Annotated in this window: 19 protein-coding genes; 13 read left to right on the top strand and 6 right to left on the bottom strand. The window is 45.7% G+C overall.

All coding sequences use genetic code 11. From position 1 onward, the window contains the following. Positions 1–8: 8 nt before the first annotated feature. Both JMY03_RS06050 and JMY03_RS06045 read right to left on the bottom strand, forming a co-directional pair. Complete coding sequence (locus JMY03_RS06050; protein WP_201601933.1) at positions 9–1,055, bottom strand: bifunctional nicotinamide-nucleotide adenylyltransferase/Nudix hydroxylase; 1,047 nt, start codon at positions 1,053–1,055, stop codon at positions 9–11. A gap of 134 nt (positions 1,056–1,189) precedes the next feature. Then, on the bottom strand, positions 1,190–2,116 hold the full coding sequence (locus JMY03_RS06045; protein WP_201601931.1) for an alpha/beta fold hydrolase: 927 nt from the start codon (positions 2,114–2,116) through the stop codon (positions 1,190–1,192). Between the two features lie 429 nt (positions 2,117–2,545). Between JMY03_RS06045 and nfuA the strand changes: the two genes are divergently transcribed. Both nfuA and JMY03_RS06035 read left to right on the top strand, forming a co-directional pair. After that, on the top strand, positions 2,546–3,247 hold the full coding sequence (gene nfuA / locus JMY03_RS06040; protein WP_227675497.1) for a Fe-S biogenesis protein NfuA: 702 nt from the start codon (positions 2,546–2,548) through the stop codon (positions 3,245–3,247). 234 nt (positions 3,248–3,481) lie between these two features. Then, positions 3,482–4,789 carry an O-acetylhomoserine aminocarboxypropyltransferase/cysteine synthase family protein gene (locus JMY03_RS06035; protein WP_025646326.1) on the top strand — a complete coding sequence of 436 codons (1,308 nt, stop codon included), beginning with the start codon at positions 3,482–3,484 and terminating at the stop codon, positions 4,787–4,789. A gap of 153 nt (positions 4,790–4,942) precedes the next feature. Here the strand turns inward: JMY03_RS06035 and JMY03_RS06030 are convergent, their stop codons facing one another. Together JMY03_RS06030 and rsmI are read right to left on the bottom strand one after the other, a co-directional pair. Then, positions 4,943–5,962 carry an adenosine kinase gene (locus JMY03_RS06030; RefSeq protein WP_201601928.1) on the bottom strand — a complete coding sequence of 340 codons (1,020 nt, stop codon included), beginning with the start codon at positions 5,960–5,962 and terminating at the stop codon, positions 4,943–4,945. Positions 5,963–6,045: 83 nt separating this feature from the next. Then, positions 6,046–6,993: a 16S rRNA (cytidine(1402)-2'-O)-methyltransferase gene (gene rsmI / locus JMY03_RS06025; RefSeq protein ID WP_201601925.1), complete on the bottom strand. Its 948-nt coding sequence runs from the start codon at positions 6,991–6,993 to the stop codon at positions 6,046–6,048. A gap of 103 nt (positions 6,994–7,096) precedes the next feature. Here rsmI and JMY03_RS06020 point away from each other — a divergent pair, with 103 nt between their 5' ends. The 8 genes from JMY03_RS06020 (at position 7,097) to hisC (ending at position 15,806) form a co-directional block, all read left to right on the top strand. Further along, on the top strand, positions 7,097–7,615 hold the full coding sequence (locus JMY03_RS06020; protein WP_201601922.1) for a YraN family protein: 519 nt from the start codon (positions 7,097–7,099) through the stop codon (positions 7,613–7,615). Positions 7,616–7,917: 302 nt separating this feature from the next. Then, a complete protein-coding gene (locus JMY03_RS06015) occupies positions 7,918–8,787 on the top strand; it encodes a BON domain-containing protein (protein WP_227675496.1) in 870 nt (289 codons plus the stop codon). A 255-nt stretch (positions 8,788–9,042) separates the two neighbouring features. Beyond that, the gene (locus tag JMY03_RS06010) at positions 9,043–10,008 is read left to right on the top strand and encodes an alpha/beta hydrolase (protein ID WP_201601919.1); all 966 of its coding nucleotides are present in this window, start codon (positions 9,043–9,045) and stop codon (positions 10,006–10,008) included. A gap of 557 nt (positions 10,009–10,565) precedes the next feature. Further along, positions 10,566–10,817 carry a BolA family protein gene (locus JMY03_RS06005; RefSeq protein ID WP_037059357.1) on the top strand — a complete coding sequence of 84 codons (252 nt, stop codon included), beginning with the start codon at positions 10,566–10,568 and terminating at the stop codon, positions 10,815–10,817. Positions 10,818–10,924: 107 nt separating this feature from the next. Continuing rightward, the gene (gene murA, locus JMY03_RS06000; protein WP_201601917.1) at positions 10,925–12,193 is read left to right on the top strand and encodes a UDP-N-acetylglucosamine 1-carboxyvinyltransferase; all 1,269 of its coding nucleotides are present in this window, start codon (positions 10,925–10,927) and stop codon (positions 12,191–12,193) included. 137 nt (positions 12,194–12,330) lie between these two features. Continuing rightward, complete coding sequence (gene hisG, locus JMY03_RS05995) at positions 12,331–13,026, top strand: ATP phosphoribosyltransferase (RefSeq protein WP_025646340.1); 696 nt, start codon at positions 12,331–12,333, stop codon at positions 13,024–13,026. Between the two features lie 199 nt (positions 13,027–13,225). Beyond that, the gene (gene hisD, locus JMY03_RS05990; protein ID WP_201601915.1) at positions 13,226–14,521 is read left to right on the top strand and encodes a histidinol dehydrogenase; all 1,296 of its coding nucleotides are present in this window, start codon (positions 13,226–13,228) and stop codon (positions 14,519–14,521) included. A 184-nt stretch (positions 14,522–14,705) separates the two neighbouring features. After that, positions 14,706–15,806 (top strand): histidinol-phosphate transaminase, encoded by a 1,101-nt coding sequence (gene hisC / locus JMY03_RS05985; RefSeq protein WP_201601913.1) that lies wholly within the window; start codon positions 14,706–14,708, stop codon positions 15,804–15,806. A gap of 31 nt (positions 15,807–15,837) precedes the next feature. Here hisC and JMY03_RS05980 read toward each other — a convergent pair whose 3' ends face one another. Together JMY03_RS05980 and JMY03_RS05975 are read right to left on the bottom strand one after the other, a co-directional pair. Then, positions 15,838–17,520 carry an anthranilate synthase component I family protein gene (locus JMY03_RS05980; RefSeq protein ID WP_390879966.1) on the bottom strand — a complete coding sequence of 561 codons (1,683 nt, stop codon included), beginning with the start codon at positions 17,518–17,520 and terminating at the stop codon, positions 15,838–15,840. A gap of 3 nt (positions 17,521–17,523) precedes the next feature. Then, on the bottom strand, positions 17,524–18,759 hold the full coding sequence (locus JMY03_RS05975) for a beta-ketoacyl-ACP synthase II (protein ID WP_201601911.1): 1,236 nt from the start codon (positions 18,757–18,759) through the stop codon (positions 17,524–17,526). A 519-nt stretch (positions 18,760–19,278) separates the two neighbouring features. On the opposite strand from JMY03_RS05975, the gene JMY03_RS05970 reads away from it, so the two are divergent. The 3 genes from JMY03_RS05970 (at position 19,279) to rpsG (ending at position 21,829) form a co-directional block, all read left to right on the top strand. Beyond that, positions 19,279–20,433 carry an EcsC family protein gene (locus tag JMY03_RS05970; protein WP_201601909.1) on the top strand — a complete coding sequence of 385 codons (1,155 nt, stop codon included), beginning with the start codon at positions 19,279–19,281 and terminating at the stop codon, positions 20,431–20,433. Between the two features lie 354 nt (positions 20,434–20,787). After that, the gene (gene rpsL, locus JMY03_RS05965) at positions 20,788–21,162 is read left to right on the top strand and encodes a 30S ribosomal protein S12 (protein WP_025646352.1); all 375 of its coding nucleotides are present in this window, start codon (positions 20,788–20,790) and stop codon (positions 21,160–21,162) included. Between the two features lie 193 nt (positions 21,163–21,355). Further along, the gene (gene rpsG, locus JMY03_RS05960) at positions 21,356–21,829 is read left to right on the top strand and encodes a 30S ribosomal protein S7 (RefSeq protein ID WP_025646354.1); all 474 of its coding nucleotides are present in this window, start codon (positions 21,356–21,358) and stop codon (positions 21,827–21,829) included. Positions 21,830–21,873: the final 44 nt, after the last annotated feature.

Raw genomic sequence — 21,873 nt, 5'->3', positions numbered from 1 at the left:
ATGATTCACTAAAGCCCGACCATCTTAGTAATGATCGCATAATGATCTTCAAACATCATTTTGGCATCAAGCTCAGCTAGTGGTAGCCAAAAAGCATGAGCCGCATCATCTCCGCCTTTCACTTTTGGCAGACCTTTGGCATCGTTTTTTAATTGTAAATAAAAGGCTTGGGTCAAGGTACGACCACGGGCAGAGCGGTACGGATCATCGAAGGTATGCTGACTATGAAATGAGCCGCGCAGTACTGGCTCTGGGACTTTAAGGCGCGTCTCCTCGCGCAGCTCGCGAATACAAGCATCAAATAAGGTTTCTTTCGGATTGAGAAACCCGCCCGGCAGTGCCCAAAGTCCGCGCCCTGGCATACTACGGCGCTCAACGAGTAAGATATGCCCTGATTGCACCACCAGTGCATCAGCGGTCATAAATGTCGGCGGGTAGGGGGCAGATTCCCATTGTTTTTTATATTTATCAATGAACCCAGCCTCTTCATGCAAGCGCTGATACTCAGCCGTTTTATTGAATTCTTTTAGCACATCACGTGTGGACTCAGGAGTACGCTCAGGAGTTGGCATCGCACCCATCAGATAGCTATCACGAATAGGCGTCGCTGATAGGTTTTGATAATTAGGCACTGAGACTGACGCCCAGTTAGGGAATAAGGATAAGTAATAAGAAGAGCTGTCTTTTGAGTGACCAATAAGGCCGATATCTGCTTGCAAGTCGCCCGTTACCGATTTGACGCCTGCCTGTACATATTTGAGCCAGCGCGTGTCATTGTAAAGCGCATCATCGAGCGCCACGCAGTGAATACGCGCCGCATCTTCATCGCTATACGCGCCCTTAATCATCGCGGTACGCTCATCTACCGAAAACGGATTACGTAGACTGCGTGGCAAATTAGCAGAACCTATTAGCATAATGACATTATCTGCCCGCTGTAGCGCTTCATCAATGACCGCTTTATGTCCGCAATGAAAAGGCTGGAAGCGTCCGATAAAAACTAGATATTTATAGTGCTTATTATGGTTAGTATTGGCTGCTGCGGATACGTTCATAAACCTTTTTCCCTACGACAAGCTTATTAGTTATTACTCAAAAAATGCTCAATGACGCTAATACTGACACAAGCGCTTAGCGGCTGACAAGTGTAAAGATGTTTTGTGCCACTGACCGTCATAAACAATGGAAATTAGTGGCTATATTTTTCGATCCAAGACGCTACTGTTGGCCAGATCTCCGCTGCAGCGTTACGGCTCATCAGTATCCGCGTATGATCGTAGTCCTCTAAATGCCCGCTAGATTTGGCGTACTCTATAAAGACATTATCAGTATTGGCAAATTTATCAAAAAACAGCTGACAGCCCTGAGTTGGGGAGATAAACCGATCGCCTTTACCGCTGATCGCATAGATAGGCGTCGTAATGTTTGCCATGCCTTGGCGATAATCAAAACGCTCATTTGCAGGCTTAAGCTGTTTATCGATGTCTTTATTTTTTATAAAGCTACTTTTAAAATTTTTTTGTAGGTTCCAGTCATACCACTGGGTCATCGTATAGTAGCTTTCGTTAAAAGGACCGAGACCGAGCTTTTTGGCAGGGATATAGCCAAGCACTTTAGTGAAGGCTTTTGCTGCAAGGATTTTGGTATAACTGCTAGGGTTTAGGACAGCGCCAAAGGCTTGACAAGCAAAGGTGCTGATACTATTAATCCGTGTGATGTAGCTGGAATTTTGTACTAAAAACATGGCCAGTCCCACACCGCCGCCACTATGGGTGACACAGTGCAGGTTAGTGAGTTTGCGCTCATCGAATAAATAGCGAAAAGCCGCCTCATAATCATAAGTGGCTACAGTTTCGAAGTTAAATTTATCTTTGGGTTTGCTGCTATGACCATGACCGCGCCACTCCATAATGTAGCAAGTATGTCCAAGACCTGCGAGATAGCTTGCGATACTTAGACAGACTTTTTTGTCAGAGAAGGTGCCATGAGTCAAAAAAATATTTTGTCTCGTTATTGCTGCGGACTTTTGTTTATGGGTAGTTTCATCAACAACCTCCCAAACGGCGATCTGTTCGCCATCTTTGCTGGTGACTAAGGTTAAGTCTTCATAGATCATAAATTACTGGCTTGTAAAGAGAGGGAGAAGGCATACACTCAGTGGTTATTAGCTTAATACAGATAATAAGCCGCTTAAATAACGAGTCATCATATCTTATAACGTTAGTCGCTTGATAATCTACATTAGCGCCTTAATATAGAGAAAGTAACGATGACGATCAAATCAAGTCCAAATCACAGTAGCAAGGTCGGAATTGACGTCTATTTAAGTTATAATAGCGTTTAAAGGCTTTATTCAGTAAAAAAATAGTTCGCAAAAATGCTACGGATTAAAATCATAATAAACCCTGATATTTTTGCGATAAGTTAATTTTGACCCTAATCGTTTAATATTTTTACAATTAAAACCGTTTCAATGATAAGTATGCAAACTGACGACATTAAGGTGCCCAATCAGGCATCGGTGTCTTAACGTACAGGAAATACTATGAGTAATCAAAACCCAACCGCAAGTGCCCCTACCAGTAATGAGGTAAACAGCAATGAAGCAGAGTTTGAGTCTGCACTTGATACCGAGCAAGCTGAAGCTAAAAGTAATATTACTATTACCGAGTCGGCGCAAGGGTATCTAGCTGAGTTATTATCTAAGCAAGATACCGACGGTATCGGTGTGCGTATCTTCGTGGAGCATCCAGGCACGCCGCGTGCTGAGTGCTGTATGGCTTACAACCAGCCCGGCGAAGAAGATAGCGCCGATCTAAAGCTCAGCTATGGTAATTTTGCAGCCTTTATCGATGCCGCCTCAGTGCCTTACTTAGAAGATGCGGTGATTGACTACAATAAGGATCGCTTTGGTGGGCAGCTGACTTTCCGTGCGCCGAACTCGAAAGTGCCAAAAGTAGGCGCGGATGCTAGTATTGAAGAGCGTATCAACTATGTGCTGCAATCAGAGATTAACCCAAGTCTTGCCGCGCATGGTGGTATGGTTGATCTTATAGAGCTGATTGAGGAAGAGGGCGTTGGCTTGACTGCAGTACTCAAGTTTGGCGGTGGTTGTCAGGGCTGCTCAGCAGTCGATATGACGCTTCGTCAGGGCGTTGAAGTACAGCTCAAGCAGCAGATTCCAGAGCTGACACAGGTAGTGGATGAGACCGATCATACTCGTACCGAAAACGCATATTATAAATAAGGTCTTAGAAATGATGAGATAAGATTAAGTGATTGCTTATGAAATATATTCATCAAGTAATAAAAAAATCGCTATTCTTTTCATAAGGAAGCTGGGTTATGATTAACTCAGCTTTTTTTATGCCTAACCTTTGGATATCACTAAATAGGCTCTTAATCCGGAGGTTTTTTAGAGGTTTTAACGGACGGACGAAGCACAATTAACTCACAGAGCACAATAAATAAGGAGCACGTTATGAGCGAGGAAAATGCAGAAAACGGTAGTCATAATCAGCGTCTAGAGACACTAGCGATTCATGCCGGCTACAGCGTTGAGCAGACCACTAAGGCGGTTGCCGTACCGATTTATCACACAAGCTCCTATGCTTTTGATGATACTCAGCACGGCGCTGATCTGTTTGATCTAAAAGTGGCGGGCAACATTTATACTCGTATCATGAACCCGACCAATGCGGTATTAGAGGAACGAGTTGCCGCGCTCGAGGGCGGTATCGGCGCTCTAGCGGTTGCCTCTGGGATGGCGGCGATTACTTATGCCGTGCAGACCATCTGTGAGATGGGCGATAATATCGTTGCGGTATCAACCTTGTATGGCGGTACTTATAATTTCTTTGCCCATACGCTGCCGCGTCAAGGCATCGAAGTACGCTTCTTTGATCATAAAAATCCTGAGGCCATTCGCGATCTGATCGATGACAAAACCAAGATGGTATTTGCTGAGAGTATCGGTAATCCACTGGGCAATATTATCGATATCCAAGCGGTAAGTGACATCGCACACGAATATGGCGTGCCAGTAGTCATTGACAACACAGTGGCTACCCCTGCTATTTGCCGTCCATTCGAATACGGCGCGGATATCGTCATTCATTCACTCACCAAATACATGAGCGGTACAGGCACCTCTATTGGTGGTGCTATTGTCGATAGTGGACAGTTTAACTGGGGCGATCATCCTAAGCGTTTTCCACTATTAAATGAGCCAGATGCCAGCTACCATGGCGTGAATTTTGTCAAAGACGTGGGCGCGGCGGCCTTTATTGCTCGCGCTCGGGTGGCACCGCTGCGTAATACCGGTGCCGCGCTTAGTCCGCTCAACGCCTTTGGAATCCTGCAAGGCATTGAGACTTTAAGCCTACGTATGGAGCGCCATGTCGAGAATGCGCAAGCGGTCGCTGAGTACCTAAAGGGTCATGACAAAGTCGCTTGGATTAAATATGCAGGCCTTGCCGATCATCCTGATCATAAGCTCGCACAAAAATATATGAAAGGCACGCCGTCAGCTATTTTGACTTTTGGTGTAAAGGGTGGCCGTGAAGCTGGCGCGCGCTTTATCGATGCGCTGCAGCTGATTACGCGTTTGGTCAATATCGGCGATGCCAAGTCGCTGGCAAGCCATCCTGCGACGACCACGCATCGTCAGCTCAACGGTCAAGAGCTAGAGCAAGCGGGCGTCACTGAAGATATGGTGCGCTTGTCGATTGGTATTGAGCATATCGAAGATATCAAAGCGGATCTTGAGCAAGCTTTGGCTAAAGCTTAGCGCTTTATATAGCTCTCTTTATATCTTTGGTTAGATAAAATGATTCGCTAAAATAAAAATCCCATCTCGCAATAGAGATGGGATTTTTTTAATACTTATAGGTAATAATACTTAAGGTTAATAGCACTTAAAGCAAAAAGTAATCAAAGCTATTTAAGCAGTGAGCACCCGCCGCGCTATATCTTTATAGACTTGTGACTCTAGACGGGGACCGAACTGCTGAATCACTTGCGCTGAGACTTCACCGGCTAGACGCCCACACTCAGGCAAGGAGTAGTGCTGCGATAACGCATACAAAAAAGTCCCTGAGTAATTGTCTCCGGCACCATTGGTGTCGATGACGTCGATAACCTTTGGTGTAGGGACTTTGTGAATATCGATACTACTCTGCTTATCAGATTTGTGCGCGATGATCGTATCATTAGCGCCATCGGTCACGACCGCAATTTGGCAGTAGCTCAGAAGTGCGCGAGCGGCGGCCTTGATTTGCTTTTTTTCGGTGAAGAGCTTGGCCTCTTCGCTATTACAAAATATCACCGCAACTTTATTACCCAGCATATTAAGTAGGCCTTCTTTGGCAAACTTCACTACCGCAGGGTCGGCGAAACTGACGGCTATTTTAGCGTTATGAATACCGGCCTGTTGGCGCAGCTTAGTCATAGCCGGCTGAATACCTTCTGACATGGCAAGATAGCCTTCTAGATAGAGCCAATCCGCCTTGGTTAGTGCCTCAAAGTTGACGTTTTCCTCGCTGATATCAGCAGAGGTGCCAAGATAAGTCTGCATGGTACGCTCGCCATCATCGGTCACCGCTACCACGCAGGAGCCGGTGACGCCGCCTTTATGTATCGAGCGCTCTGAGGTGGCAACGCCGGCGTTATGTAAGTCCTCTAAGTAGAATTGTCCGGCTTCATCATCGCCGACGCGGCAGGCATAAAAAGGCTTGCCGCCAAGGCTTGCAAAGGCATACATAGCGTTAGCCGCTGAGCCGCCGCCCGCTTGTTTTGACGGTTCGATATCAGCCAGCTGGAAGTAAGCCAGCAATTGCTGCTGCTCTTCAAACGCCGCGAGCGTCATGTTTCCTTTGGTTAATTCCGTCTCTTCTAAGGCGGCATCGCTCAACACATATTCGTGATCGACCAATGCATTGCCTATTGCTATCACATCGTACATGGCTTACTTCTCCTAATTGAATGCTAGAGCGCTATTTTAAAACAAACGCATATAAATACAGACTGTTGTTATCGTAACGGACGCTAAGCTTGCAGCTCAAGTAAACGCTGATATAAGGCGTTTTTTTTGACCCCAGTGATATCGGAGGCCAAGCTTGCCGCTTTTTTTACGGACAAGTCTTTGAGTAGGCGCACTAATAGCGCATCATGGATACTCATGTCGTCGCTATCTTGAGCGCTAGCCTTACCTGCGACAACGACGACTATTTCACCGCGCTGCTGATTATCATCGGCTTTGACAAACTCAACCAAATCGCCAAGCGTCGTTTTATGCACCGTCTCAAAAGTTTTGGTCAGCTCACGGCAAAAAGTGACGGCGCGATCATGACCAAATACTGCGGCCATATCGCTCAAGCTTGCGACAATACGATGCGGCGCTTCATAAAATATTAAGGTTTCTGTCCGCGCTTTTAGTGCCTCTAGCTGCTTTTGACGGCCATGAGTTTTGGCATTTAAAAAGCCAATGAAGCTAAATCTATCGGAGGGCAGACCTGCGACCGAGAGCGCAGCGATAGCCGCAGAGGCGCCAACAATAGGGGAGACAGTAACGCCAGCATCATGAGCGGCCTGTACCAATTGATAGCCGGGGTCACTGACCAAAGGCGTACCGGCATCGCTGATTAGCGCGACACTGTGACCTTGCTCGATCATCTCAATGATTTTGGGCGTTTGAATCGCGCTATTATGCTCGTGATAGGCCCAAAGTTTATTATGGCCTTTTTTATGTGTGTCGCTTTGTACGAGTGCTTCTGTCTTATCATTCTTACGATTATCATCACTCTCATTGGCCTTGTCAGCTTTAGTGTCGATACCGAAATGTGACAACAGCTTACCTGAGGTGCGAGTGTCTTCGCAGGCGATGATATCGACTTGTTTTAAGATATCAATGGCATGCGCAGTCATGTCAGCAAGATTGCCTATAGGGGTGGCAACGATGTACAAACACGCTGGCATCTTCGTAAGGGTGGACATGAAAACCTCAAATCGTTATAGATAATTAGAATAAAAAGTTAAACTTATGGGCAAATAGTGCCGCTTAGCAAAAGTAAAAACGGTAAAACCTAGCTAGTTTAGCATGTTGTGCTATGATAATTATGAAATGTTGCGCAGACTAATCAAGGCTATGAGCGATAAAAAGCCCAATAAAAAACCAGAGCATAAACCGCTACTAATGACCTCGCCCAAGCAGCGCCAAGGCAGTCATTATGAGCGGCAAGCGTGTGAGTTTCTGCAAGCAAAAGGGCTTATCTTGATTGCCCAAAACTGGCAACAGCCCAAAGTAGGTGAGCTTGATTTAGTGATGCTAGAGACGGGTAAAGCTTGGTCGACTTTAGTGTTTATCGAAGTGCGTCAGCGCCGAGTATCTGACTTTGGTGATGCCGCGCTTAGCATAACAGCGGCTAAGCGTAATAGGATTGTTAAGACCGCCAAGTATTTTTTACAGCAACATCCTAACTACGCCGATTATGAGTGCCGTTTTGATGTCATTGCTTATAATACGAATACGACTGATAATTATAATAAGCCAAGAGGCGCGGCGTGCAGTGCGAGACCAGAATGGCTACAAGGGGCCTTTACAGCACAGGCTTGGTAGCCAATACCTGTTTAGTAACGCCTAACCATCAACGCCTAACCATCAACGCCTAGCCATCAACATTTAGTCATCAACATTTAGTCATCAGTGCTTGCGATGAAAAATCGTTCATCAAGTACTATAATATAAGGGCTATAAGTTAAGTCGCTAACAGATATCGTTACCAAAAATCTAACTACTCATGGCGAAAATTAAGTAAAGTAGCTAGACTCTTAAAGGCTTATGCAAATCATAAAATCGTATCTATCACGCCTAACAATTACGCTTAACAATCATGCACCAAGAGGTCAATAATGATAAGGATGTCCCCGCTCACTGCTCTCTCAAACGCTCTAAGTCATCAAGTAAGTCGTCAAACGTGTGCCAAGATGATGATGACAAGCTTAGTGATGGCTAGCTTGGCGATAACCGGCTGCACGACTAACTATCTAACCAATAGCACCAATGGTACTTATGGCGTACCGGTCACTGAGCGTACTATTCCGCAGCGCCTGCTCGATCGTAGTATAGAGCACACGGCCAAAATTAATGTCTACGGTTTACAACAAGATTTGCAGCAAAACAGCCGGATGAGTATAGATAGCTTCAACAGTGAAGTGCTGCTGAGCGGGGAAGTTCCTACTGAGGCGCTCAAAACGCAAATAGAGCAAGTCGTCAAGTCGATGCCTGATGTGCGTAAAGTCTATAATGAGCTAAACGTCAGTGTCGCTCGCGGTTATAGCTCAACCGTGCAAGATGGCTATATCACCTCCAAGCTACTGGCAAAAGTCGCGGCGAGCGATGGGGTAAAATCCTCGCAGCTCAAAGCGGTCACCAATAACGGCGTGGTGTATATCATGGGCCGTATGACGCCAACGCAGCAAAGTAACTTAATCGATATTGCTAATGATACAGCCGGTATCACAGAGCTTGTGCTATTTACAACCTTAGTCAATGATATAGGCGCGACTATCAGTGATGAGGACATTATGACTGACCCGACTTTGACGAATAACGTAAATGTCACGATACCGCAAGCCACCGCAGTTATTAGGACGCCAGCGCCAGTCTCTACTAATAGCGCGATTATTGAGCCTACCCCTGATAATGTGCAGCCTATTAACGCTCCTGTAGAGACGCCGACAGCGCCTAGATCCTCTAGTCCTTATATTGATCTGTATCAAGACCAGTAGCCGCTAGCATAACCTGAACATTGACGATATGTTCCTACCATTTGACTGGCAGCTTTAAAGTGTTGTTTTCACAAGAATGCTAACCATTATCACAGGATTTATCTGACGCCATCACCTTTAACTCTTAAGCTATTTACTGTCATTGAGGTAATAGTCTTTTAAAGCTCGCAGTTCAGTATTTTCAAAAGTGCAAGAATAAGAAAATCTATCTTCTCAACCTTAACGGATAAACCCAGAATAACAGGACAGTAGACCATGAAGCAGCCAGCCGATACGCCCCAATCAGCGAGTGACCCGTCTAAACCGTCACGTCAATTTAAGCTCGTCAAGATGGGAGTGACGGCCGTGACCTTGTTTGGCGGTGTGATGCTAGCTACTCAACAAGCACAAGCGCTATCCGCATTGGCGATAGTCAACGGTCTGACTGCGAGCGGCGGTGTTACGGTCAGTAAAGACATCTTATATGGTGATGAGTCAGCGCAGGATTTAGATGTTTACTACCCTAAGCCCTTAGCGCAAGCGATGAGGGCTCAGCAAGAGATTACCCAGACTTATCCTATGGTCGTTTTTGTCCATGGCGGCTCGTGGGAAAGTGGTAGTAAAGAAGAATATGCCTTTGTCGGTCAAAGTTTAGCTCAGGCCGGTTATGTCACAGCAGTGATTAATTATCGCAAAGCGCCCAAGCACGTCTATCCTGATTTTGTAGAAGACACCGCGCAAGCTGTCGCGTGGAGTTATAACAATGCTGCCAGCTTGCATGCAGATCCACAGCGCTTAGCGGTGATCGGACACTCAGCTGGCGCGTTCAATGTGGTCGCAGCAGTCTCCAATGAAGACTTTTTAGCGCCTTACGGTGTGAGCCCAGACGACATCGCCGCTGTTATCGGTATCGCCGGACCTTATAGCTACGACTTTCGCAAGTATGGCGGCTCTAGCGCCTTTGCCAATGATGCCACCCCCGATGAGGTGATGCCTGATCGACAGCTTAAAGGTCCTCAGCCGCCTTATTTATTATTGACCGCCGAGAATGATGAAACCGTTCATGACACCAATACAGTGAAGATGACTCAAGCACTAAAAGACTACGGCGCTGCGGTTGAAAACGGCGTGATCAAGGGTGCGAGTCACGCCACTAGTATTGGGGCGATGGCGCCACCACTGCGCTGGGTCAATGATGTGCGGGCGCAGGTGTTGGGCTACTTAGACAAACAGCTAAACTAGGGCGTGTTGAACATTCAAATATTAGGACTGCTGATAGATAAAATCGCACCAAACTAGGCGTAAACCGACGATAATGTCGAGGCCTTAGCTAGGTTTACAACACCGTTTGGGGTGATTTTAGCATCAGCCCTTCGGGGCGGGGCTCTTTTTTGCCAATACATGGCGAAATTGTCTATCCTAGAATGACTAGGATTCGAAAATTTCACTGCGTATTGCCTGAAAAATAGCCGCCGCCAGTGCCACATTTGAATGTTCAACACGCCCTAATAACCTGAATTAAAAACCTGAATTAAAAACCTGAATTAAAAACCTGAATTAAAAACCTGAATTAAAAACCTGAGCCTTCTGAGCCTATTGATAAAATCGCACATGGTTTGAGTGCTTCAGCGCTAGCTAACGGCGTTGTTTTATACGCCGCTGATAGCTAGCGGGTCGAATAATTACTGCTTGATAATAGTGTGCTAGACAATACTGTAAGAGAGTCAAACTCTTGTTATAATGTCGCACGCCCAATAAAAATACTGAAATAACACTTCTTAAATAATACAGGATACGTTATGAGCATGAACGCTGATGATTTAATCGCATTTTTACAACAGCACTATCCAGACGCTTTTATTCAAGCTGCCAATCAAGGTAATAAGTTTGATGTACGCGTGGTGGACGCAAGCTTTGAGGGCAAGCGTACTGTACAGCGCCAACAAGCTATCTATGCTCTAGTTAATGACAAGATTGCAAGCGGTGATATACATGCGCTCAATATTCAAGCCTTGACGCCAAGCGAGTGGGAAGTGCAGTCCAAAGGCTAAAGCGCCGCACCTAAATTAGCTTATTCATTCAGCGTACTAGCTGACATTGATAAGCTCTTTTTAGTGTCTTTTACTTATTATTATAATTACCCTTAGGTTATCATTTTATGGATCAATTCTTAATTACCGGCAGCAGTCGTATCGCAGGTGAAGTTACTATCTCCGGAGCTAAAAATGCCGCTTTGCCGTTATTGGCGGCGATGATATTAGCCGAAACACCAACGACTCTGCACAATGTGCCTTCCTTACAAGATGTGCGCACCTTGGTTCGGCTAATCGGTGGTATGGGAATCGATATCCATAAAGATGGCGATACGGTGACTTGTGATACTGCGAGCATAGATAATTTCTATGCGCCATATGACTTAGTGAAAACGATGCGCGCTTCTATCTTGGTGTTGGGGCCACTGCTTGCTCGTTTTGGTGAAGCTGAAGTATCTTTGCCAGGGGGCTGTGCGATTGGTTCGCGCCCGGTCGATCAGCATCTAAAAGCCTTTGAAGCGATGGGAGCTGAGATTAGTGTCGAAAATGGCTATGTCAAAGCGCAAGCGCCAAAAGGCGGCAAGCTGATCGGCTGTAATTTTTCGTTCGATATGGTGACCGTTGGCGGTACTGAGAACGTCATTATGGCAGCCGCTTTGGCCAAAGGAACGACAGTGCTTGGTAACTGTGCACTCGAACCAGAAGTGGTCGATTTGGCCAATATGCTTGTAGTAATGGGCGCAAAAATAAGCGGTATTGGCACCGCGACGATGACCATTGAAGGCGTTGAGCGCCTGCATGGCTGCGAGTATTCGGTGGTGCCTGATCGTATCGAGACTGGTTCTTATCTAGCCGGTGCATTGATGACGCGCGGTGATGTATTAGCCAAAAAAACATCAGCGGCATTGTTGATTCCTGTACTCGAGAAGTTTGAGTCGATGGGCGCTATCATTACCACAGGCGATGACTGGATTCGCGCGCAGATGAGTATGCGCCCGCAGCCGGTTGATATTCGTACCCAGCCGCATCCAGGCTTTCCTACCGATATGCAAGCTCAGCTCATGGCTATTTCTTGCCTTGCTGATGGTACAAGTACCTTTATTGAAAATATCTTTGAGAATCGCTATATGCACGTGCCAGAGCTCAACCGTTTGGGCGCCTCCATCCAAGTTGATGGCCATACGGCAGTAGTCAAAGGTGTTGAGAATTTCACTGCAGCGCCGGTGATGGCAACCGATCTGCGTGCCTCTATGTCGCTTGTGATGGCGGCGGCGTCAGCTGAAGGTGAAAGCCTGATTGACCGTATTTATCATATCGATCGCGGTTATGAAGACGTCGAAAATAAACTACGCGCTTTAGGCGTTAACATCGAGCGTATCAACAGCAACGACTGATACTGATAATAACAAACTGACTGAAGGACAGTCCATAAGACTGCTATAGAAGACCCTTTAGTCGACGCTGAATGTATAACATTGATATTAATTGCTTAAATGTTATCGAAACTCTATAAATACTATGACTGAAAATTATGACTGGAAATAATCAAAAACAGCAAGATAACGCTTTATTGAACGAAGTGGATAATGAGTTTAATGGTCTGACTTTAGCGCTCTCTAAAGGCCGTATTCTTGATGAAACCATGCCGCTGTTACAAGCCGCAGGGGTGGACTTGTTAGAAGACCCTAGTGCCTCGCGCAAGCTTATTTTTCCAACCACTCATCCAAATGTACGCGTTCTAATATTGCGAGCAAGTGATGTACCGACTTATGTAGAGCATGGTGCCGCTGACTTTGGGGTAGCGGGTAAAGACGTCTTGCTTGAGCATGGTGCCAATCATGTCTATGAGCTTTTAGACTTACGCATTGCGCAGTGCAAGCTGATGACCGCTGGCGTTAAAGGCGCTACTTTACCCAATCGCCGTTTACGCATCGCTACTAAGTATGTCAATGTTGCGCGCGCTTATTTTGCCAGTCAAGGCCAGCAAGTCGATGTCATCAAGCTCTATGGCTCGATGGAGCTTGCGCCTTTAGTTGGTTTGGGCGATTTGATCGTCGATGTGGTCGACACTGGTAATACTTTGATTGCAAACGGTCTTGAGCCACGCGATCATATCTGTGACGTGTCCTCGCGGCTGATCGTCAATCAAGTCAGTTATAAGCGCAAATTTGCTTTACTTGAGCCTATTTTAGATAGTTTTAAAGAGAGTATAAAAGCCACCTCTTAACAAGGTTTTAGCCATTAAAGGTTTTAGCCATTAATAATATCAAACCTTATTATTGAAGCGTCGCAACCCGTTTAGTGGCTCATCGTATATAGGGCGTGCTACACTAGTTTTACTCTACTCGCTTTTTTATAGGGTCTGCAAAAATTCATTACAGTAGCCCTAAACCGGTTTTGAAGTGTACCAACTATAGGATTCAGTTATGCGCCAAATGACGACTCAAGATAGCGACTTTGAGCAGCAGCTATCTACCTTGCTTGCTTTTGAGACCGTCAATGACGGAGATTTATTACAGACGGTTGATGATATTATCGCGCAGGTGCGTGCTCATGGTGATAGCGAAGTATTATCGTTAACGCAAAAATTTGATCAACATCCTGCAACCACGATGGCAGAGCTTGAAGTATCACAAGAAGCTTTAGTAAAAGCTTTTACCACGCTTGATACTGAAGTAAAAGAAGCGCTGAACACGGCCGCCACGCGAGTGAAGACGTTTCATGAGCGCCAAGTACAAGACAGTTGGCACTATGAAGACGAGCTAGGTAATCGTTTGGGCCAAAAAGTCACGCCGCTTGATCGCGTTGGCATTTATGTTCCTGGCGGCTTAGCCTCTTATCCTTCCTCAGTACTTATGAATGCTATTCCTGCAAAAGTCGCAGGCGTTAAAGAAGTCATTATGGTGGTACCTGCGCCTAATGGTGTGCTCAATCCTTTGGTACTAGCCGCTGCGCATTTAGCAGAAGTGGATCGGGTCTTTACGGTAGGAGGAGCGCAGGCGGTAGCTGCTCTAGCTTATGGTACTGAAACCATTCCGCAAGTAGATAAAATCACCGGACCGGGTAACAAATATGTTGCCGCGGCGAAGCGTGCCGTCTTCGGTCAAGTGGGTATCGATATGATTGCCGGTCCCTCTGAGGTGCTGGTTTATGCCGAAGGCGAGGCGGCTGATCGCGCAGACTGGCTTGCGATGGACTTATTATCGCAGGCTGAGCATGACCGTATTGCCCAAGCTATCTTTGTCACTACGAGTAGTAAGCAATTAGCTGAAGTTGCGGCGGAGATTGACAAGGCGCTAGCAGAGTTACCTAAAGCTGATATCGCTCGCGACTCTCTCAAAAACCGTGGCGCTTTGATACTGGTCAAAGATAGACAAGATGGTATGGCGCTGATTAACCGTATTGCACCTGAGCACTTAGAGCTGTCTGTTGATGATCCAGATAGCCTGCTTAGTGAGGTGCGTCATGCTGGGGCTATATTTATGGGTCGTCATACGCCAGAGGCCATTGGTGACTACTGCGCAGGACCCAATCATGTCTTGCCGACTTCAGGCACGGCGAGATTTTCATCACCGCTAGGGGTGTACGATTTTCAAAAAAAATCCTCTATCATTTATTGCAGTGAAGGCGGCAGTAAGCCCTTAGCCCAGACTGCTGATATCTTAGCGCAGCGTGAAGATTTAGAAGCGCATGCGCGCTCGGCTCGTTATCGTTACCAGTAAGGCTTTATCAAGAGTTGAATAATAGCGCAAAAATACAAACATAATAATAGATACAATAAACGGTCTTAGACTAAAAAAAGTCGTCAAACCAGCGCTAATTAACTTGTTTATTAATTGAGGATTTCTAACAGTGTTACGATATGGGTAACAGGGTTGTTAGAGTAGAATAAGAGTAGGGTCATTTATGAGTGAATTAAAAGTAGATACTAGGCTATGGTCCGGTAAAGCGCGTAATTTATCACCTTACATTCCCGGTGAGCAGCCGCAGCACAATAACCTATGTAAGCTTAATACTAACGAAAACCCATTTCCGCCTTCACCAAAAGTTGCTGCAGCAATCAGCGCCGTACTTACCCAACAAGCTGAAGAGCTGCGCTTATATCCTGCGCCTGAATCTGACGACTTACGTGGCGCTTTAGCGAGAGCTTATGACTTAGATATCAATCAAGTCTTCGTCGGTAATGGCTCTGATGAAGTGCTGGCGTTAATATTTGCCAGTTTTTTTATGAAAGAGCGGCCACTGCTAGCGCCGGATATCAGCTATAGTTTTTATCCAGTATATGCCCAGACTTTTGGAGTTGAGCTGGTAAAGATCGCGCTAGAAGCGGATTTTAGTATTGATCCTGATGCGTATCGTCAGCCTTGCAGTGGTATCATCATTGCTAACCCTAATGCGCCAACCGGCTTGTTACTTTCGCTTGCAGATATTCGTAAGCTTGCGAGCGAGCATCCCAATGCCACTATTGTTATAGATGAAGCTTATATTGATTTTGCACAAGCTGGTACGACTGTTTCGGCGGTGAGCCTGATTCATGAGCTAGATAATGTATTAGTGACTCAAACCTTCTCAAAGTCACGCTCGCTCGCTGGCCTCAGAGTAGGGATGGCTTTTGGTAGTGCTTCATTGATTGAAGCGTTGACGCGCATGAAGAACAGCTTCAACAGCTATCCGTTAGATAAGCTGGCGCAAGCTGGCGCGAGAGCTAGTGTTTTGGATACCGAGTATTTTGAGCAGACTTGTCAGCAAGTGATTGATTTGCGTCATTCTCTGACTGCCGAATTGAAGGCTTTAGGTTTTGAGGTGTTGCCATCACAGGCCAACTTTGTCTTTGCGCGTCCTCATGATGGTGACGCTATCGGTATAGCAAGCGCGTTACGCGAGCAAGGCATTATTGTCAGACACTTTGATACGCCGCGTATACAAGAGTATCTGCGTATTACGGTAGGAACCGCTGAGCAGCATCAGCGTCTTATTACCGCACTAAAGGAGCTAGCGGCTCAATAAAAGCACTGAGTTTGTCTATTAAGATAAGTCTTTATGAGCAATCCGCTTGCGCCAATACTGCAAGCAGGTTGCCCACTTTATCGAAGCACTCTTGATACTCAGCGTCTATATCTGAGGCAACAGTAATACCGCCACCCGCCCACAAACGCACGGATTTACTACCGTCTTCTAGCTTTGCGGCCTGCAAGGTGCGAATCAGCACATTCCATTGCCCACTACCATCGAAGTTCATATAACCCATAGTGCCGCAATAAGCGCCACGCGGCGCTATTTCTAGCTCCGATATAATCTCAACCGCGCGTCTTTTAGGGGTACCAGTGATGGAGCCTGCCGGCAGACTGCCAAACAATACCGCTAGCGGATGGGTGTCTGCCTTTAGCTCAGCGGTGATAGTGCTGACCATGTGATGAACATTACTAAAGCTCTCAATAGCAAATAACTGCGGCACTTTTACTGACCCTGTCTTAGCGTATTTTCCCAAGTCATTACGTAATAGATCGACGATCATCACATTTTCAGAGCGATCTTTATCGCTGCTTAAAAGCTGCTGTTTAAAGGTTGCATCTTCCTCCATAGTGATACCGCGCGGCATGGTACCTTTTATCGGCTTAGTGGTGATGGCGTGCTTGTCGCTATCAGCGTCTTTACTAAAGGTAAAAAACAACTCTGGCGAGCAGCTTAGTAATTCAAAATCTGCTTGATTTAGCGAATCGTTGTTTAAAGAGTTGACGCTCATATAACCGGCAAAAGGTGCTTGTGTATTACGCTGTAAGCTTGGCAGATAGTCCATTAAGCTTAGTGTTGTTGTCAGATCTTGCTCATTATTTGCCGAAGATGCTAACTGCCCTTGCCAAGCTTGGGTCAGATTGATTTGATAACAGTCGCCTTGCTGCAGGTAGTGCTGGGTTTGCGCAAACGCTTGTTTATAGTCACTTTTTTGCCACTGAGGTGTCAGCTTTAAGGGGGTTAATGGCGGATACAGCTGACTCAACTCTTTGTGCTCAGATAAGGTCTCCGCTTGACCATGTTCAGTAAGCTTATGCTCTAAAGCATTAAGATAAGAGACGAGCTGCTCTAAGTGGTTGTCCTTTATTGCCTTGTCTGAGTTGTCAGTCGATTTGCAGCTTAGCGACCAGATTGTCCCATTAGCTTTGTTGTTTATATTGTTGTCTACATTTTTCGTTAAATAGATATCATAATGACCGAGTGCAGCAAGCGGCGACTCAGCATTTGTCATAGTGACCGCTGGGCTTAAGTGCTGCGCGGCGATGTCATAACCGATAAATCCAATGAGGCCATGATGATAGCGCGGCGAGCTTGACGTAGTTTGCGCTACTTTTTTTCGCCTTTTTTCCACTTTCTCATAATCTCTACAATAATCGATGAGCTGCTGTTGCCAAGCCTCATAAGTGATGTTTGCTACAGTTGACGTCATAGAGTCGTCGCGAAACGTTTGCATCAGCTGATAAGTTGCTTGCGAATCTGGCGCAAAATAAAGCTGCCAGCTGACTTTAGGTAGTAGACCGATGACTGGCTCGTCGTCATTAGCGAGCCAAACCAGTTGCCAGTTTGCCGCGCTGTCTTTGGCTATTAGATGCTGCTGTAGTACAGGCAGTAACTCTGCGGCACACAAGTCGCCAAAACGCCAGCTATGATTAAACATAGCTGGCGTCTCATTGGGCGCTGCATTGATTGTAGGGTGTTCAGTACTCATAAATTAAGCAGTAAATTCTTTAATAATCAAAGTTGCATTGGTACCGCCAAAACCGAAGCTATTACTCATCAATGTCTTGAGCTTGGTTTCACGCTTTTGGGTGACGATATCGAAACCAGTAGCGTCTTCATCTAGAGTGTCGACATTGATGCTTGGGGCGATAAAGCCTTCTTTCAGCATCAACAAGCAGTAAATCAGCTCTTGCGCGCCGACTGCGCCTAAGCTATGACCGGTCATGGATTTAGTAGAGCTTATCGGCGGGACTTGACTGATATCGCCACCGAATACTTTGGCGATAGCTTGCAGTTCAGTGATATCCCCTAGCGGCGTGCTCGTACCATGAGTATTGATATAATCGACGCTCTCTAAACCTGCGTCATTCAGCGCTTGTTGCATGCAGCGTACCGCACCCTCACCGCTAGGCGCGACCATCTGCGCTCCATCGGAGCTTGCGCCATAACCGACGATCTCGGCTAAGATATGAGCGCCGCGTGCCTCAGCGTGCTCAAGGCTCTCAACCACTAGCATCGCGCCGCCTGCCGCTATCACAAAGCCATCACGGTCTTTGTCATAAGCACGAGAAGCCAGCTTTGGTGTATCGTTATACTGGGTGCTAACTGCGCCCATCGCATCGAACATACAAGACTGCGTCCAGTGCTCCGCCTCACTACCGCCTGCAAGCACCACATCTGCTTTGCCGAGCTGAATGAGCTCAGCGGCATGACCGATACAGTGCGTTGAGGTGGCGCAAGCAGAGGTAAGAGAGTAGGAGACACCTTGAATCTTCAAGCCAGTTGCTAATGCCGCGGAGACTGAGCTGCCCATCGTTTTGGGTACTGCCATAGCGCCAACACCGCGCAGACCTTTTTCGCGCATGGCCTCTACTGCGTTGACGATACTCTCGGTCGAGGCGCCACCTGAGCTGGCGACTAAGGCCACACGCGGATTGTTATTAATCGTCTCAAGAGATAAGCCTGATTGCTCGATAGCGTCTAAGGCGCTGACATAAGCATAGAGGCTAGCATCGCTAAAAAAGCGCTTGAGCTTACGATCGATCTTGGCGGTATCTAATGCCGTTTTGTCGATACTACCGCTCACTTGCGACTTAAATCCATGCTCGGCATAGGACTCATTGAAGGTGATACCAGATTGTCCTTCTTTTAGAGACTGAGTAACGCGAGCCAAATCGTGACCGATGCAAGAGACGATCCCAGCTCCTGTAATAACCACTCGGCGCATATTCTATTCCTTGTAATAATGGTGTTTTTACGATTTTCAGATCGGTTGTACAAGACTATTTGTCAGCTAGATTATTCACAATCTAACCCAATCTGAACCTCAGATAAAGTCATACAATGATACCTTAGTTCCGACTATAATGATGCACAAGATATGCAATATATTTTACTGACTGATAAGTATGTTTGATTAATAGTGAATTGTCAGACGTTAAAACTCAAACTGGTACGCTTTGTTAAGATCATTGTTAGTTATTGATTATGACCTACTATAAAGTCGTTAACAGACAGCAGAAGATACAAACTTTATGTTCTCAATAACATTGTTCACACTGACAGCCATTATGAGAATTAGCTACTCTAATAAATGTAACTGTAGTAAAGCCTCTAATCTTTTAATTTACAAGCTTATTAAAGGTTAAGCTATAAAAGCTCAAAATATAGAGCACTTACCCTATAAAATAATAGGTGCTAACAATAACATTCTGCTTACTAACCCTGTCAATTTAAGGACATAACTATGGCAAAGCGTAACACCCTCTCTAAAGGTATCAGTACTATCGGTCATTTCACTCGTGATAATCTTGAGCGTATGGGCGCTTTTATCGATAGCGCGAACGCCAAGGCAGGCAAGCCGCGTCAATATAAAGCCGTTAATTTAGGTGATGAAGATTATCAGCAAGACCTATTTCGTGAGCAGACACTAAAGGCCACCCAGCAGCTGATCGGTACGCGTTTTGCCACTTATGGTAAGTATGCCAAAAAGATAGTGCCTAATAGTCTTTTTCAATCAACTATCGATAGCGCCTTTGCACAAATTGCCAACCTTGCTGCTAGTTGGAGTCATTTAGATCTACCCAACGAGCATCGTTTTGCGGATATATCGAGCTTAGATGAGGAGCAGCGCTACGCACTTGCCACTGATATCGCTAACCAAAACCGTGCTTTAGCGACATTAGGCGGTATTACTGGTCTTGCAGGTCTGCCAGGTTTGCTCGCCGATACTTTATGGCTATTATTAGTATCACTACGCACCGTGTATCAGCTCGCTGCCGTTTATGATAAGCCGTTGACTGGCAAGCAAGGGGTAAAGATGGCTTATGAGCTACTCTCTGCAGCCGATCTGAGTAAAATGCAAGAAAAGCAGGCTCTGCTTGCAGGTATTGGCGTAGGTAAACAGTTACTTGATAATGCACAAAGCCGCGGTTTGCATAACGAGCTGCAAAACTTAGGTCTAAAAAATAAAAACGTCAATTACTACGCCGAACAAGTCGATAATATCGCCGGACAAGTGGGTATCGATTTAGATCAAATTAATCTATCTTGGTTGCGCCGCTTTTTGCCAGCGACTGCTGTCATTGTTGGTATGCGTTATAACAGTAGCTTAATTGACGAAGTCATTGGCGTAGCACAAGCGACCTTTGGGCCTGAACCTAAGCTTGCTAATAAGGCTATTACCGATGACAGTGGCAGCGAAGCTAAAGTTGAAACCTCTGATAGCAATAAAAAAGACAAGACTGAGCAAGATAAGCAAAGCGACAAAAAATCTGCTAAGACGTCAGACGATAACAAGCAAACTAACGATAAGAGCGGTGCAGATGATAAAAAAACTGATAATAATGCCAAGAGCGATGAGACTAAGCAAGATAAGCAACAAGCTCAAGCCAATAAGTAGCTTTAGCGGATTCATGTAGGTGCTAAAACAGACACTAAGCCAAAAGGCGATACTGATGAATAAAAGGGCTACAGGTAGGATATGGTTGATAATATCGTTACCGCTCTTGAAAAATAGCTCAGTATCGCCATTTAGTATGGACAAGTTAATTTAGCTTATTACAGGTTAAAGACTTATTGCACATTCAAGAATAGTTGTAAAGTGAAATCGCTGATAAGTAGTTGAAATAGCAGCAACAACTCTTTATAATATACTGTCCTAAAAATGGGTACTGCCAATATTCACGATTATCGTGGATTGCTCGGCAGATTGGCCCATTTTTTTGTTTTATACTAAACGGGAGAAGGATGCCTTATGGCAACAACTAACCAATTGATTCGTAAGGGTCGCAAAACCATCAAGGAAAAGTCAAAAGTTCCTGCGTTGCAAGCGTGCCCACAGCGCCGCGGTGTATGTACTCGTGTTTATACGACTACACCAAAAAAACCTAACTCAGCTATGCGTAAAGTATGCCGTGTTCGCTTAACTTCAGGTTATGAAGTATCAAGCTATATCGGCGGCGAAGGTCATAACCTACAAGAGCACAGCGTTGTGCTTATCCGTGGTGGTCGTGTAAAAGATCTACCAGGTGTACGTTATCACACCGTTCGCGGTGCACTTGACTGCGCAGGCGTAAAAGACCGTAAGCAAGGTCGTTCTAAGTACGGTGCCAAAAAGCCAAAAGCTTAATATAAGCTGAGCTTTTTGCATTACCCATTTAACTGTGCATAGGTTTGGTGTTACTAGACAAAACTCACTCAGTGATTTTGCTATTAAACATATCACTATGCAGTAAGGCTGACTGATAATGGATAGCTCTACTCTTATAGATGCAGCTTGAGATTATGAATGTCAGACTCTCCTGAAGACAAGGAAATTTATTATGCCAAGACGTCGCGTCGTAGCTACCCGTGAGATCCTACCGGATCCTAAGTTTGGTAGCCAAACTATCGCCAAATTCATCAACCACGTGATGAACGATGGTAAAAAATCTACTGCTGAGCGTATCGTATATGGTGCTCTTGAGACGGTAAGCGAAAAGCGTAACATCGAAGATCCAGTATCTTTCTTCGAAGAAGTGCTAGAAAACGTTCGCCCAATGGTCGAAGTAAAAGCTCGCCGTGTTGGTGGTGCAACCTACCAAGTACCAATGGAAGTACGCCCCTCCCGTCGTACTGCCTTGGCTATGCGTTGGTTAGCGGAAGCCGCTGCTAAGCGTTCTGAAAAATCTATGGCTTTGCGCCTTGCCGGTGAGCTAAGCGATGCCTCAGAAGGTAAAGGTAATGCTATGAAGAAGCGTGATGAAGTTCACCGTATGGCTGATGCCAACAAAGCGTTCTCGCATTACCGCTTCTAAGCGATATTCTTATAATTGTTTTATTCTATTGATTGTCGCCATCG

The sequence above is a fragment of the Psychrobacter submarinus genome, assembly GCF_904846685.1.
GTDB classification, from domain to species: Bacteria; Pseudomonadota; Gammaproteobacteria; order Pseudomonadales; family Moraxellaceae; genus Psychrobacter; species Psychrobacter submarinus.
Note: the sequence above shows the minus strand (reverse complement) of the source record. Positions and strands in the feature narration are given on the sequence as shown.